14 protein-coding genes are annotated in these 13,373 nt (G+C 34.0%); 11 read left to right on the forward strand and 3 right to left on the reverse strand.

The features are described from left to right. The first annotated feature begins 146 nt into the window (after positions 1-146). The 9 genes from J6D32_RS13625 (at position 147) to J6D32_RS13665 (ending at position 7,411) form a co-directional block, all read left to right on the forward strand. The gene (locus tag J6D32_RS13625) at positions 147-1,679 is read left to right on the forward strand and encodes an oligosaccharide flippase family protein (protein ID WP_055165311.1); all 1,533 of its coding nucleotides are present in this window, start codon (positions 147-149) and stop codon (positions 1,677-1,679) included. 181 nt (positions 1,680-1,860) lie between these two features. Continuing rightward, the gene (locus J6D32_RS13630; protein ID WP_006783202.1) at positions 1,861-2,514 is read left to right on the forward strand and encodes an SAM-dependent methyltransferase; all 654 of its coding nucleotides are present in this window, start codon (positions 1,861-1,863) and stop codon (positions 2,512-2,514) included. A 162-nt stretch (positions 2,515-2,676) separates the two neighbouring features. Beyond that, positions 2,677-2,976, forward strand: coding sequence for an RNA-binding S4 domain-containing protein (locus J6D32_RS13635; RefSeq protein WP_006783203.1), 300 nt, complete (start codon positions 2,677-2,679; stop codon positions 2,974-2,976). A gap of 668 nt (positions 2,977-3,644) precedes the next feature. Then, the gene (locus tag J6D32_RS13640) at positions 3,645-4,697 is read left to right on the forward strand and encodes an ABC transporter substrate-binding protein (RefSeq protein ID WP_009607170.1); all 1,053 of its coding nucleotides are present in this window, start codon (positions 3,645-3,647) and stop codon (positions 4,695-4,697) included. A 246-nt stretch (positions 4,698-4,943) separates the two neighbouring features. Further along, positions 4,944-5,678, forward strand: coding sequence for an ABC transporter permease (locus J6D32_RS13645; protein ID WP_006783205.1), 735 nt, complete (start codon positions 4,944-4,946; stop codon positions 5,676-5,678). Between the two features lie 191 nt (positions 5,679-5,869). Continuing rightward, entirely contained in the window at positions 5,870-6,187 is a 318-nt protein-coding gene (yabP, locus tag J6D32_RS13650; protein ID WP_006783206.1) for a sporulation protein YabP, read from the forward strand. Then, the gene (yabQ, locus tag J6D32_RS13655) at positions 6,184-6,714 is read left to right on the forward strand and encodes a spore cortex biosynthesis protein YabQ (protein WP_006783207.1); all 531 of its coding nucleotides are present in this window, start codon (positions 6,184-6,186) and stop codon (positions 6,712-6,714) included. Before yabP ends, yabQ begins: the two co-directional genes overlap by 4 nt. Then, positions 6,668-7,018, forward strand: coding sequence for an FtsB family cell division protein (locus tag J6D32_RS13660; RefSeq protein WP_006783208.1), 351 nt, complete (start codon positions 6,668-6,670; stop codon positions 7,016-7,018). The genes yabQ and J6D32_RS13660 overlap by 47 nt, the downstream gene beginning before the upstream one ends. A 36-nt stretch (positions 7,019-7,054) precedes the next feature. Beyond that, positions 7,055-7,411, forward strand: coding sequence for a S1 RNA-binding domain-containing protein (locus tag J6D32_RS13665; RefSeq protein WP_006783209.1), 357 nt, complete (start codon positions 7,055-7,057; stop codon positions 7,409-7,411). 104 nt (positions 7,412-7,515) lie between these two features. Here the strand turns inward: J6D32_RS13665 and J6D32_RS13670 are convergent, their stop codons facing one another. Genes J6D32_RS13670 through J6D32_RS13680 form a run of 3 tightly spaced genes read right to left on the reverse strand, consistent with a single transcriptional unit; the run spans position 7,516 to position 9,397 of the window. Beyond that, positions 7,516-8,160 (reverse strand): ABC-2 transporter permease, encoded by a 645-nt coding sequence (locus J6D32_RS13670; protein ID WP_006783210.1) that lies wholly within the window; start codon positions 8,158-8,160, stop codon positions 7,516-7,518. After that, positions 8,160-9,017: an ABC transporter ATP-binding protein gene (locus J6D32_RS13675; protein WP_009607177.1), complete on the reverse strand. Its 858-nt coding sequence runs from the start codon at positions 9,015-9,017 to the stop codon at positions 8,160-8,162. The genes J6D32_RS13670 and J6D32_RS13675 overlap by 1 nt, the downstream gene beginning before the upstream one ends. Before the next feature lie 2 nt (positions 9,018-9,019). After that, positions 9,020-9,397, reverse strand: a complete 378-nt coding sequence (locus J6D32_RS13680; RefSeq protein ID WP_006783212.1) for a GntR family transcriptional regulator — start codon at positions 9,395-9,397, stop codon at positions 9,020-9,022. A gap of 169 nt (positions 9,398-9,566) precedes the next feature. On the opposite strand from J6D32_RS13680, the gene J6D32_RS13685 reads away from it, so the two are divergent. Together J6D32_RS13685 and J6D32_RS13690 are read left to right on the forward strand one after the other, a co-directional pair. After that, the gene (locus tag J6D32_RS13685) at positions 9,567-10,892 is read left to right on the forward strand and encodes an MATE family efflux transporter (protein ID WP_006783213.1); all 1,326 of its coding nucleotides are present in this window, start codon (positions 9,567-9,569) and stop codon (positions 10,890-10,892) included. Positions 10,893-11,245: 353 nt separating this feature from the next. Then, positions 11,246-12,406 (forward strand): SpoIIE family protein phosphatase, encoded by a 1,161-nt coding sequence (locus J6D32_RS13690; RefSeq protein ID WP_009607164.1) that lies wholly within the window; start codon positions 11,246-11,248, stop codon positions 12,404-12,406. Positions 12,407-13,373: the final 967 nt, after the last annotated feature.

Raw genomic sequence — 13,373 nt, forward strand, 5'->3', positions numbered from 1 at the left:
ATTGCTCATTTTGGAAGCTTTTGAAGTGGATTTGAAGAAAAAATAGGCTTTTTTTATAATTGATACGACGTTTATAGGTTAATTTAATTTTTTGGTGATATAATATTAAGTTGAGAAAGTAGATTGGGAGTTTTAGGAGTGATGCTATGAAGTCGGGTTGGATGAAGGGGACTGTGATTCTGACTGGAACGGCCTTTTTTGTGAAGCTTTTGAGTTTGCTTTATAAGGTGCCTTATCAGAATCTAGCTGGAGATGAAGGTTTATATGTGTTCCAACAGGTTTACCCCTTGATTGGTATTTATACAACGTTGAATGGGATTGTTTTACCGACGATTATTTCAGAGTTGTTGTTAACGTATGGATACAGTGAGGATATTAAGCGATACATCAGAAATTCGTTATGGTTTTTTGGATTAGTATCGTTTGGATGTTTATATTTAGGAAGTAATGTAATTGCATATTTAATGGGAGACTTACAACTGAGTCTTTTAATTAAAGTGGTAGGATTGGCCTTTTTATTAGTTCCGACTTTATCATATTTACGAGGTGTTTCTCAAACAAGGGCAGAGACCATTCATGAAGTTGGATACTCGACAACGATTGAGCAATTAATTCGTGTAATGGCCATTGTGTTCGCCTTGTTTATGTTACAAGAACAGAGCGTGTATCGATTAGCTTATTTTGCTTATTTAGGTGGATTAGCCGGACCTTTAATGGCGATTGCTTATTTATGTTTGAAGAAGCCAAAGGATCAACCGCAACAGTTTTTAAAGTTAACTCATCGTCCGCATTTCTTTAAGAAAAGTGTGTTTTTGTTTTTAAGTGCCGGAATTTTAATTATTTTTCAATTGATAGATAGCTTCTTTGTATTTAACTCACTTGTGGATAGTGGAGTTCCAGCTCTTGAAGCAATGAAATTAAAGGGAAGTTTTGATCGTGGATTACCAATTGTTCAAACAGCAACAGTCTTTACGAGTGCGATTGTCTCTTCAACGATTCCTCAGATGGCCGGTCTGACAGATATAAAAAAACGTAAGAAGGTATTTAATTTTGCGTTATTCTTAGTTCTGTTATTATCGATTCCTGCCTGTGTGGGATTATTTAGTGTGGTAGATGAATTGAATATTGCTTTGTTTAAAGATAATAGTGGAGTAGAGGCGCTAAAGATTTTAACGATTCAAATTTTGTTCTATCCGTTTATTTTCTTAAGTACGGCTGTAATGCAACAGGAGGGGCAGTATTCGAGGTTAGTGATGTCAGTATTAGCGGGTATCCTAGTTAAGATTGGATTGACCGCCCCATTAACGATGGAGATGGGGATTAGCGGAGCTGCTATTTCTTCTGTAGCGGCACTTGGAATTATGGCAGTCATTAATTTATTCCAATTTAAGAAGATGATTTATCGCCAATCTATTTTAACGTTGATTAAGGTTTTGTTTTCAACGCTTGGACTTTGGATGACGCTGGATTATTTAGGACCACAGATTCCGACGATTTTATCGGGAATGGATGATGTGCGAATGTATAATGTGATTTCATTAGCGATCCAAGTGATGGCTGGTGTAACTGTTTATGGATTGATAATGGGAATTTTCTTGATGACGACTAAGGTAGCGGGAAAAGGTGCGAAACGACGTAAAAAGAAAGCGAAAAATGTAAAGAGTATAGCAAAAGTATAAAGATAGATGAAATAGCTTACTCTAATGATGAATGATTATTTCAACAATTATATATAGGTCTAGATAAAATTTTTACAGTTGAAAAACTTTTAATTGGACTATAGGATATAGGGTCTAAGGACTGAGATTGAATAAAAAAATTAAAAAATATTTCTGTTTATAATAGAAAGGGGCAGCATGAATGATTTACATTGTAGGACTTGGAGCAGGAGATGAGTCTCAATTAACGCTAGGCGTTGTGGCAAAATTAAAGTCTGGATTACCTTTATTTTTAAGAACGAAAGAACATCCAATGATTAATTTTTTAGAGGAAAATGGAATTGAGTATCGCGCATTTGATGATATTTATATTAAGCATGATACATTTGAAGCTGTTTATGAAGAGATTATTGAAATAGTAAAAGAGGAAGCTAAAAAAGGTGACATTATTTATGCAACTCCTGGTCATCCATGTGTGGCTGAATATGCAGTAAAACGATTATTAGCTGAAGCTGAAGCTGTTGTTTTAGGTGGGCAAAGCTTCCTAGATCCAATGTTTGCGGCATTAGCAATCGATCCGATTGAAGGGTTACAAGTGATGGACGCCTTAGATTTTGACTATGAAGCAATAGCTCCTAAACAACACCTAATTGTTCCACAAGTATTTGATCAAATTACAGCTTCAAACTTAAAAATAGATTTAATGGAAGTTTACGACGATGAATATGAAGTATGCATTGTTCGTGCAGCAGGAAGCAACATCGCAGAACTAAAATGGGTAAAATTATACGAACTCGATCACAACTTCAAACTCGACAACCTAACAACAATCTATGTACCACCTCTAAAAGGCTAAGACTTTATAGAGCATTTGGTTGTCGAAGCTGGATTGAATAAAAAGCTGAGATGCGGGCTTAAATCACAGTAAAAGCCAAAAATTATGTAGGATAATCGTTAACTAGGTAGTAATAAATTTTAAAGGTGACACAAAAGATAAAGTAACGAAAGGAGAATAGATATGCGTTTAGATAAGTATTTAAAAGTTTCACGCTTAGTGAAACGCCGTACGCTAGCTAAGGAAGTAGCGGATAAAGGGCGTATTGAAATTAATGGAAAAGTGGCCAAATCAAGTACAGATGTTAAACTTGGTGATGAATTAACACTTTATTATGGAAACAAGATTTTAAAAGTACGTGTAACTGATATTAAGGATTCAACTAAGAAGCAAGATGCAGCTTACATGTATGAAATCATCTCTGAAGAACGCATTGAACGTCCATCATTAGATGAAGTAACAGGAATCGAAATATTTGAATGATAAGAGTAAAAGGCTGAGAGAGACGGTTAACTGCGAACAAAAGTTGACATTCACCGAAGTGCTATGTGTTGAGCACAAGAGTGAATACAACTTTATGGAGGAGTTGTCTCTTGGAGCTAGATTGAGTAAAAAGCTGAAAACACCGATTAATCCTACGTAAAAGTCGTATCGAATGCTATTGACTCGCTTTATGAGTCAATAGGCATTTGAAGACTTTATAGGAGGATTGGTGTTTGAAGCTGGATTGCGAGTAACCCTAATTAACCTCTTCTACTCCATACAAAATAGGTAGAAGGGGTTTAATTAGGATAAATGGTCTTATAATCTCAAAAATTCGATTAGACCGTCTAAAAGGCTGAAAACCCCTTTTAACTTATAAAACGTGAAGCTAGTTAATTAAAATAGGCTATCTCCTAATTTGGAGGTAGCCTATTTTTTTGAAATCTCGACAGGTATTTTCTAAGGATTAAGAATTATGGTTGATTAAGTTTTTTTTCATCGGATTTTTGCATTTGAATTGAGTTAGGATTCGCTATTATTTTACGATTTTTTTTATTATGTTACGGATTTTTTTGAAGATGTCGGATATCATCGGACGGTTATGATATTTTTTAATATGTAATTTGGAATATTGCCTTTATAATTTAGTCAAAAGGGAGGCATATGTTATGAAGAAGTTTTTAATGATGGTGATGATGTGTTTATTAGTAATGGTAACGGGATGTAGTTCAAATCCAAAGACTAATGAAATAGTAAATGAAGAACCAGAAGTTTTAGAGGAAGTAGAAAAAGAGGAACATCCAGTTGAAGAGGTAGCGGATGATATAGAAGAGGTTTCAATTAATATATTAGTACCAAGTGGTTCGACTGCTATGGCGATGGCTCATTTAGCAAGTGAGTTACCAGAACTTGATGAAGGAGTTAAATGTATTGTAGAGCCGTATGTTCAAGGTAGTGATCCGTTATTAGCGGCTTTTACTTCTGAGACAGCTAATGTGATTGTAGCGCCGACTAATTTAGGAGCAACGTTGTATCAGAAGGGGGTTCCTTATCAATTAGCAGCAACGATTGTTTGGGGGAATTTGTATTTAATCAGTAGTGAACCTATGACAATCGAGGAGTTGTCTGGTAAAACCATTACGGCGTTTGGTCAGGGAAGTACTCCTGATATTGTCTTACAAACGGTTCTTAAGGAAAAAGGATTGTTAGATTCAGTTGAGATTGAGTATTTGAATAGTGTGACTGATGTTCAGTCGATGTTTGCTGCGGGGGAAATTGAGATAGCGGTTATTGCGGAACCTTCTTTATCGGTTTTGAAGACGAAGGTTGAGAATGCTAATTTGGTAGCTGATTTTCAAGAAGAGTGGAGAACTCTTTATGATGTGACGTCTTATCCACAGGCGAGCCTTTTTGTTCACAGTGATTTAATTGAAAATAATCCAGGAGTTGTGGAGTCACTATTAGCACAGGTAGCGGCAAGCGTTAATTTTGCAAATGAGTCTCCGAATGAAATGGCGATTGAGGCTAATGCAACAGGGCTTGAAACGCCTGAAGCTATTATTGCCGCCTCTGTTCCTAATTCACATTTAATTTTTAAAACGGCTAAAGAGGCGCAGGATGAGATTAATTTATATTTAGAAAAACTTTATGAGTTTGATTCGAAAACGATAGGTGGAGCATTACCGGATGATGATTTTTATTATTTAGATAATGATAAATAATTTTTGGAATAAATGAGGTAGATTTGAACATATTATAAACGGTGATAACTTGAAATTCGGTTTGGTAGCCGACTTGTTTTGTAGGGGAAAGACCACCTACCAAGTTATTGTCACTTAGCACTTGAATATGCATTTCAATCTGTTGTTTAACTTAACGTTCATCAGTTATTGGTGATTTTTGTGAATTCAGTTTGAGAGCATTATTCGAGTGCTTTTTTTATTATTAGATGCACTGGGGGGGAGTACATGAAAATATATACTGTTATTTCGATGTTTATTGTTTTAGTCGTTTATGAATATTTTTCATTTTCGGTTGGAAAGCCATTAATTCTCCCATCTGGTGAATCTATTTTAATGGAGATTTTTACGATTATAAGAGGCACAACATTTATTGAAATTATTTCAGTCACAGTTGTTAGGACGCTTGTAACTTTTGTGTGTATTTTAGTTTTATCTTTAGTTGTTGGCATCTTAGCGGGTTATTATAAAGTAGTTGCGGCGTTGTTAAATCCGGCGATGATATTGCTCCGGACGATTCCGACGGTTTCATTAATTTTAATTCTCTTAATTTGGTTTGGTCGTGATTTAGGACCGACGATTATTGTGGGATTAGTTATTTTTCCTATTATTTATGAGTTGGTAGTCGGATCAATTAAAAAGGTAGATAGTGATTTGAAAGATGTGTGTCTATTATTTGGATGCACAATATTTGAAAAGTTTTTTGCGCTTTATTATCCTAATTTAATTTATGCTTTAAGTAGTGGTGTACAGGCAACGCTCGGTCTTGCTTTTAAGGTGATGGTAATGGCAGAAGTTATGGCTCAAAGTCGGATTGGAATTGGACAGGCACTTAATTATGAGAAGACGTATTTAAATATGGCTGGAGTTTTTGGATGGACGATTATTTTAATTTTGATTGTGATGATATTTGATTTTTTAATTAGTATGATAATGAAGTTTTTATTAAGAAAGTTAGAGTAAATTAACAAAAAACTATTTTAATTGATAAAAAGTGATTTTAATTTCAAAGAAATCTGTCATTTTGTTAGAACAACGAGTGAGATTAAGCATAAAATAAAAGGTAGAAACAATGACTTCTTTTCCTTTAGTTATATTTGTTGTTAATATTACATAACTTTTATTGATAACAGATAATGGAGGGAAAAGAGACTATGAACATTTATGAGAAAGAATCGTACATGAAACAGAAGCCAAGCACTTTACTTGGTCACCACCAGGTTATGATGAAAGAACGTAAATTGATGGATGTGACAGGTATAACCAAGTTATTAAGTTTTGATAGTGAGTTGTTTACTATTGATACAACAATGGGGATTTTAACTGTTAGGGGAATGGATTTAGAATTGAAAAATCTTGATCTTGAAAAAGGAGAGCTATCGATTATTGGGTATATCACTGGATATGAATACGATGATTTTCAAACAGTGGGGGAAGACTCAAAAGGAATCTTTAGCAAATTATTTAGATGAGTCTAAATACACAATTCGCCTTAATGATTCATGCTATTTTGTACGGAATTTTTATTGGAATAACGTTTGATTGTGTGACGATTGTTAAGAATCAATTGTTTAACAAAATCGTCCAAATAGCATGGATTATTCTATATTGGACTATCCAAATCCCCCTCACATTCATATATATTTATAATGTTAATGAAGGTATTTTTCACCTGTACATATTACTTTTCTTAGCTTTGGGTGTTATTCTATATTATAAGTTTATGAGACAAAATCTGCATCATGACCTCGAAATGTTGGGAGAAAGCCTGTTTATTGTAGCAAAGTTCATTAAAAAATTGGTTATTATCCTAGTTATTTCACCCATTATGTTTATTTACAAGCTTGTTTCTGATATAATAATTGTGTTTCTTAGAATTTTAAAGCTTATATTTTACACTCCTTTTGCTAAGTTAGGAATTTGGTTTACGAAGAAAAAGAAGGTGAGACGACGTGGCAAGAAAACTAACACTAATAACGAAACAGAATCGAAAAATTAGAAGAAAACAATTTTTCAAACGCTTTTTAACACTGACTGTTTTGGTTGGAATTATGGTCACTACTGGTTATTTTATGTATACAGAGCGTCTTACTAAACTTTCCGAAGCTAAAGCACTACTTGCTGAGTATGAAGAACAATATTCAGAGTTATCTGAAAAAGAGGAATATTATCGCGATGAAATAAGCAAACTTGAGAATGAAGACTATATTGCTCAACTTGCCCGCGAGAAGTATTTTAAATCCGAGGAAGGTGAAATAATCTTTAAGCTTCCAGAAGATTCACAGGAATCAAACGAAAATTAATTAATATAAATATTATGAGGAGGACTGTCGATTTTTATGTCAATCACAGCTGGTCAAAAGTTAAACGGTAAAATCACGAGTGTTAAGAAGTTCGGTGCATTTGTGGAATTAGAAAATGGTAAATCAGGACTTGTTCACATCAGTGAATTATCTGAAAAATTCGTAGAAAAAGTTGAAGATGTTGTTAGCGTTGGTCAAGAAGTAACTGTACGCGTTAAAGAGGTAACACCAGAAGGGAAAATTAACCTTTCAATGAAACCTGCACGTCCAGAAAGACCTGCACGTCCAGCTTTAGACTTAGACAAGGCAATCACTAATTTCTTAAAAGATAGCGATGAGAAACAAACTAGTCTTAAAAAGAATTTAAAAACTCAACGTCGTCGCTCTAACTAATTAAGACGATCTTAGTTTAAAATATATATTTAAACTCCACTTCAAATCGAAGGGGAGTTTTTTTATGCCTAATTAAAAGGAGATGGATATCCATCTCCTTTTAATTAGTATTCTTTTTTAGTGACAATTTTAACTGATGTCATATATGATACGTAGCTTCCAGCAATCAGAATAAGGGTGGCTATTATACAGATGACTGGTAATAGAGCATTCAATTGTTCTTCTGATGGGAAAGGAATGCCTGTTAAAGCTAAGACTTTACTAATAATAAGGATTAAAACGGTTGGAATCGCAAAGATAGCTAAAAGCATGATGCGGCTACGTTCTACTCCATATTTAAAAATAAGAGGAAGTAGGATAAGAATCATGAGAATCATAATTCCTGTGCTTCCAATTATTGAGGCGACCAGATCCCCAAGTATAAAGCTCCCTTTAAAGAGGCTAAGTAGAGAAGTTAAAATAAATGAGAAAACTCCCCCAAAAATAATAAAAGAAATTCCTAAAATATATTTACTTAAAACAAGTTGCTTTTTGGTAATAGGTAACGATAGAGCGTACATATTCCATTTAGAGTAATCATCGTATGAGAATGTTGTAAGGATTTGCATTGCAAATAAAATGGTAATCATGCCAGAAAGAAATGTTGGATTTAAAGTTGAAAATAAGAGTGTGTAGAATAGACACATGATAATGATTGTTTTTAAATTTTTACGCAAATTTAATAAGTCTTTTAAGATAAGTCCTTTCATTATTTCATTCCCCCGATATAAATAAGCATTAAATCTTCGATACTTGGCTGATCCATAATTAGATTTCGGTATTTAATCTCCATTTTTTGTTTATCTTTAACGAGTATTTCATAAATTTGCCCAGTTTTTTTGCTGTGGATAATATCTATTGGATCAATTTGTGTTAGTTCTTGCTCACGACATTTAATAATGACATAGTCATTTAATAATGCATCTTTTGATTCGGAAAAAATGATATTTCCTTCATGGATAAACGTAATATAGTCTGCTATTTTTTCAAGATCAGAGGTGATGTGGCTTGAAATTAAGATTGAATGTTCTTCATCTTGAATGAAATCTAAGAAGATATCTAAAATTTCATTACGTACAATCGGATCAAGGCCGCTTGTCGGTTCATCTAAAATTAATAGTTTGGGATGATGAGCTAGTGCGGTGGCGAGAGATAATTTCATCTTCATTCCACGAGAGAATTCTTTAATGATCTGATTTTCAGGAAGTTTAAATTGCTTCAAATACTGATTAAATAGGGGAGTGTCCCAATTTTGATAAATATTTTTCATCATTGTATTAATATCTTTAGCTTTTAATTGATCAGGAAAATGACTTTCATCAAAGACGATTCCGATTCGTTGCTTAATTTCTAGTTCATATTTTGAATGATCTAGTCCAAATACTTCGATTGAACCACTATCTTTATTAATAAGATTTAAGATTGATTTAATGGTGGTACTTTTCCCAGCTCCATTTTCTCCAATTAAACCAACGATGTAACCTTTAGGTACAACTAAATTAATATTATTGATTGAAAAATTGGGATAGTTTTTAGTTAATCCTTTCACGTTAATGGCGTGTTCCATTTTTATACCTCCTCATGGTATAGAACATTTAAGATTTCAGTTAATTCTTCGTAAGAGATACCACAGCTTTTTGAAAGTGAGACAGCCTTTGTTAAATAATCTTCGATTTGTCTTTGTTGTTCTTCTTTAAGTAGATGGGAGTTGTGAGTCGCAACAAAACTCCCTTTTCCTACAACCGTTTCAATGAAGCCATCGCGTTCTAAATCTTCATAGGCTCTTTTTGTTGTAATGACACTGATGTGTAGAGTTTTAGCTAAGGCTCTCATTGAGGGAAGGGCATCGCCTTCTTGTAAAGCCCCGGTCATGATTAGATTTTTAATCTGAGATGTTATTTGTTCATAAATTGGTTTCTTACTTGAGTTGCTTATAATGATTTCCATTGCATCACCTTTGTTATATTGTATATACAGTATATATACAATATATTATTGCTACAATAAAAAGTCAATAGGATTTAAAAATTTGTTTACATTGGTAATAGTGGGTGTTATAATCCAGATTTGTTGCATTTAAGGAGAAAAAAATTCAATAAATAATGAGGAGAAGAAGATGAATACGTTAGAGATTGATAAAAGAAGTTCATTGTTTAAATTAACATGGCCTATATTTATCGAGTTAGTGTTACAGATGTTGGTTGGAAATGTGGATCAGTTTATGATGAGCCAGTATTCTGAGAACTCTGTTGCAGCAATTGGAAATGTTAATACGATTATGAATTTTGTGACGATTACGTTTAGTATTGTAACAATGGCTATTACGATTATGGTTACACAATATTTAGGGTCAAGGAATAAAGAAAAGGTATCTGAAATTTATACGGTTGGAATTTTTACGAATTTAATTTTTAGTTTGATTATTAGTGCAGGATTATTTTTAGGCAGTGACGCGATGTTTAATGCTTTAAAGATGCCAACTGAATTAATGGCTGATGCTAAAGTGTATTTAAATATTGTTGGAGGACTGATTTTCTTACAAGCTTTATTTATGAGTTTCTCTGCAATTTTTAGAAGTAATGGTTTAATGAAGCAGGGAATGTATGTTTCAATTATTGTGAATGTATTAAATATTGTTGGAAATGCTCTGTTACTTCCTTCAATGGGAATAGCCGGAATTGCAGTTTCGAGTGTATTTAGTCGCTTTATTGGAGTTATTTTAGTGTATCGTGTATTTGTTAAAAGTGTTTCGGGGGATTTACATATTAAATATTTAAGGCCATTTCCCCGTGAGACGTTTAAACAGTTAATTCGAATTGGGTTGCCTGCTGGTGGAGAAAGTGTGGCGTATAATGTTTCACAAATGATTATTTTAACGTGTGTGAATATGTTAGGAACAATCGTTATTACGGCGCGTGTTTATGCAAATATGATTGCGTGGTTTTCATTTTTATATTCATCGGCTGTTGCACAAGCGAATCAGATTATTGTCGGGCATTTAGTCGGAGCAAAGGAAGAGGACGCGGCATATCAACGTGGGCTTAAGACATTATGGCCGGCAATGGCAGTTACACTCGGGGTATCAATTACGGTTTATATGTTTAGTGATGTGATTTTTGGGATTTTTACGAGTAATCAAGAAATTTTAAGTTTATTAAAGACTATCACGTTCATCGAAATATTTTTAGAATTAGGACGAGCTGTGAATTTAGTTTTGGTTCGTTCAATGCAAGCAGCGGGAGATACGCAGTATCCGGTCTATGTCGGGATTTTATCGATGTGGGGTATTGCGACGCTTTTATCATACGTATTCGGTATTGTATTAGGATGGGGACTTCCTGGTATCTGGATAGCGATGGCTCTTGATGAATGTGTCCGTGCAATTATTTTCCTAGTTCGTTTCAAACGTGGTGGATGGCGAGGAAAAGCTGTTATTTATTAATATTAGAAAGGTCACTTTATCGTAGATAGAGGGACCTTTTTATTTGGACAAAATTTAACATTTAATATCAAAATTTAAAAATGAGCATTTATTATATGCAAGTTTGAGATTTTTTATTCTACTTTCTACTTAACGTTACAAAGGTTTTAACATCAATTACTGCCGAGTGCTGTAAAACAAAGTCAAAAGGCTGAATAATTTTTAAACTCTCTGACGAAGAGGTGCTAATTCTGTCTTTCAAAAGACTAAAACACTCCAACAAAGTGACAAAATATCAACTTGCAGGGTGGTAATATAGGCTTACGAATTGAGCCCGGGGGGACAATTGGTTATTCTGTAGGAGGAGAGATGTTATGGAACTTGTATCGAAAATGAAAAAGACATTTTCGCCAAGACCAAAACGCGAGGCTAAAGAGAAGTTGAATATTTATACAATTAGCCAGCTATTCAATCAATTGGTTAACTTTCAACAGTTAATTAAATCGATGTATGAATTCATTGGTCATGGTCAGTTGATTAAAGTTGATGTCATCATGGATTGTATCCGTATGGTGATTGATCAAATGATGCAATCAATCATGTATGATCGTCATGATTTTGAACTTCAACTTAATCGTATTAAGGAGGAGCTTGATAAGCTTCATGTGCGGTGTGCAGATATTAAGATTAAGAGTTTATATCCTAGACTCATCAAGATGGATTTAGTTATTAATTCACCCCCGAAAGAGTTGACGCTGTTGTCCATTCAAACGATACTAGAGAGTATAATGAATGAGCCACTTCGGTTAATTGTTGAGAAAACAAAAGGTAAACAAACAAAAATTAAAGTTTATTCATCGAACTTATTTAAAATTGATCACGCTGTCTCCTATGTTGGAAAAGATGGAAATAAAATTTCAGGTGATAGCTATATGTATGAGAATTTCAGTAATGGTCAAACCTTTATTGCAATAAGTGATGGAATGGGAAATGGAGAAGCTGCCCATAAAGAGAGCTCAGAAGCTCTTAAAATTTTAAAATGTTTGTTAAGTTTTAATATCCCTGTTAAAACAGCCATCCAAACCTTACAACAATTACGACAACATTCCAATACAGAGGAACGATTCTTTTCGTTAGATATTTGTATGATTGACCGAGAAAGACAAAGAGCCATGTTTTATAAAAACGGCGCAACCCCAACATTCTTAGTGCGTGATCATCAAATAGAACTAATCAATTTAGCTCAACTACCCGTTGGAGTTATGGTAGATCAAGTAGTCGACCATGTAACGTTAAATTTAGAAGATAATGATATTTTAATCATGTGCAGTGATGGAATCATTGAACAGTATGGAAATATCGAACAATTAAAACAGACAATTTTATATCAAGTTGACAAAACGCCAAAAGTATTGGCTAAGAGTTTGTTACAACTAACCGTTAATAAAAATAAAGGAAAAATAAAAGACGATATGATGGTATTAGTCGTTCAATATCGTAGACAATCGATAGTTCAAGCGCAATATGCATCATAAAACTTTAGCAAGATAGATAACAGGAAGATAGATGAGATTTCTTTATGGCTGGCAACATAAAAGAAGCTCGTCTATCATCTAAACTAATTAATTTTATCTGTTTTCAGTGAAATGTTGAGTGTTAATACATGTATCCAATGGCAATGAGGTATTTAAATTTGTGTGAGGCAAGTCATTAGCCTTAAAAAATGACAATAGGTGTGTAAAAAATCCAGAAAAAAGTGTGTGTGTAAATCAAAGTGTGCGAGGCAAGTTGCTGGCCTAAAGCAGTGACAATAAGTGTGTGTAAAATCCAGAAAAAAGTGTGTGTGTAAACAAAGTGTGTGAGGTAAGTCATTGACCTAAAACAATGACAACGAGTGTGTAAAAAATCCAGTAAGTTAAAAGTGTGTGTGTAGATCAAAGTGTGCGAGGTAAGTTGCTGACCTAAACAGTGACAACGAGTGTGTAAAAAATCCAGTAAGTTAAAAGTGTGTGTGTGTAAACAAAGTGTGCAAGGTAAGTTGCTGGCCTAAAGCAGTGACAATAAGTGTGTAAAAAATCCAGAAAAAAGTGTGTGTGTAAATCAAAGTGTGCGAGGCAGGTCATGGGCCTAAAACAGTGACAACGAGTGTGTGAAAAATCCAGAAAAAAGTGTGTGTGTAGATCAAAGTGTGTGAGGTAAGTTGCTGACCTAAACAGTGACAACAAGTGTGTGTAAACAAAGTGTGCAAGGTAAGTTGCTGACCTAAACAGTGACAACGAGTGTATAAAAAATCCAGTAAGTTAAAAGTGTGTGTGTAGATTAAAGTGTGCGAGGCAAGTCATTGACCTAAAACAATGACAACGAGTGTGTAAAAAATCCAGTAAGTTAAAAGTGTGTGTGTAGATCAACGTGTGCGGGGCAGGTTACTGGCCTAAAGCAGTGACAATAAGTGTGTGTAAAATCCAGTAAGTTAAAGTGCGTGTGTAGAAAAAAAGTGTGTGA

This window comes from Turicibacter sp. (assembly GCF_017941855.1).
In the GTDB taxonomy this organism is placed as follows: domain Bacteria; phylum Bacillota_I; class Bacilli_A; order MOL361; family Turicibacteraceae; genus Turicibacter; species Turicibacter sanguinis.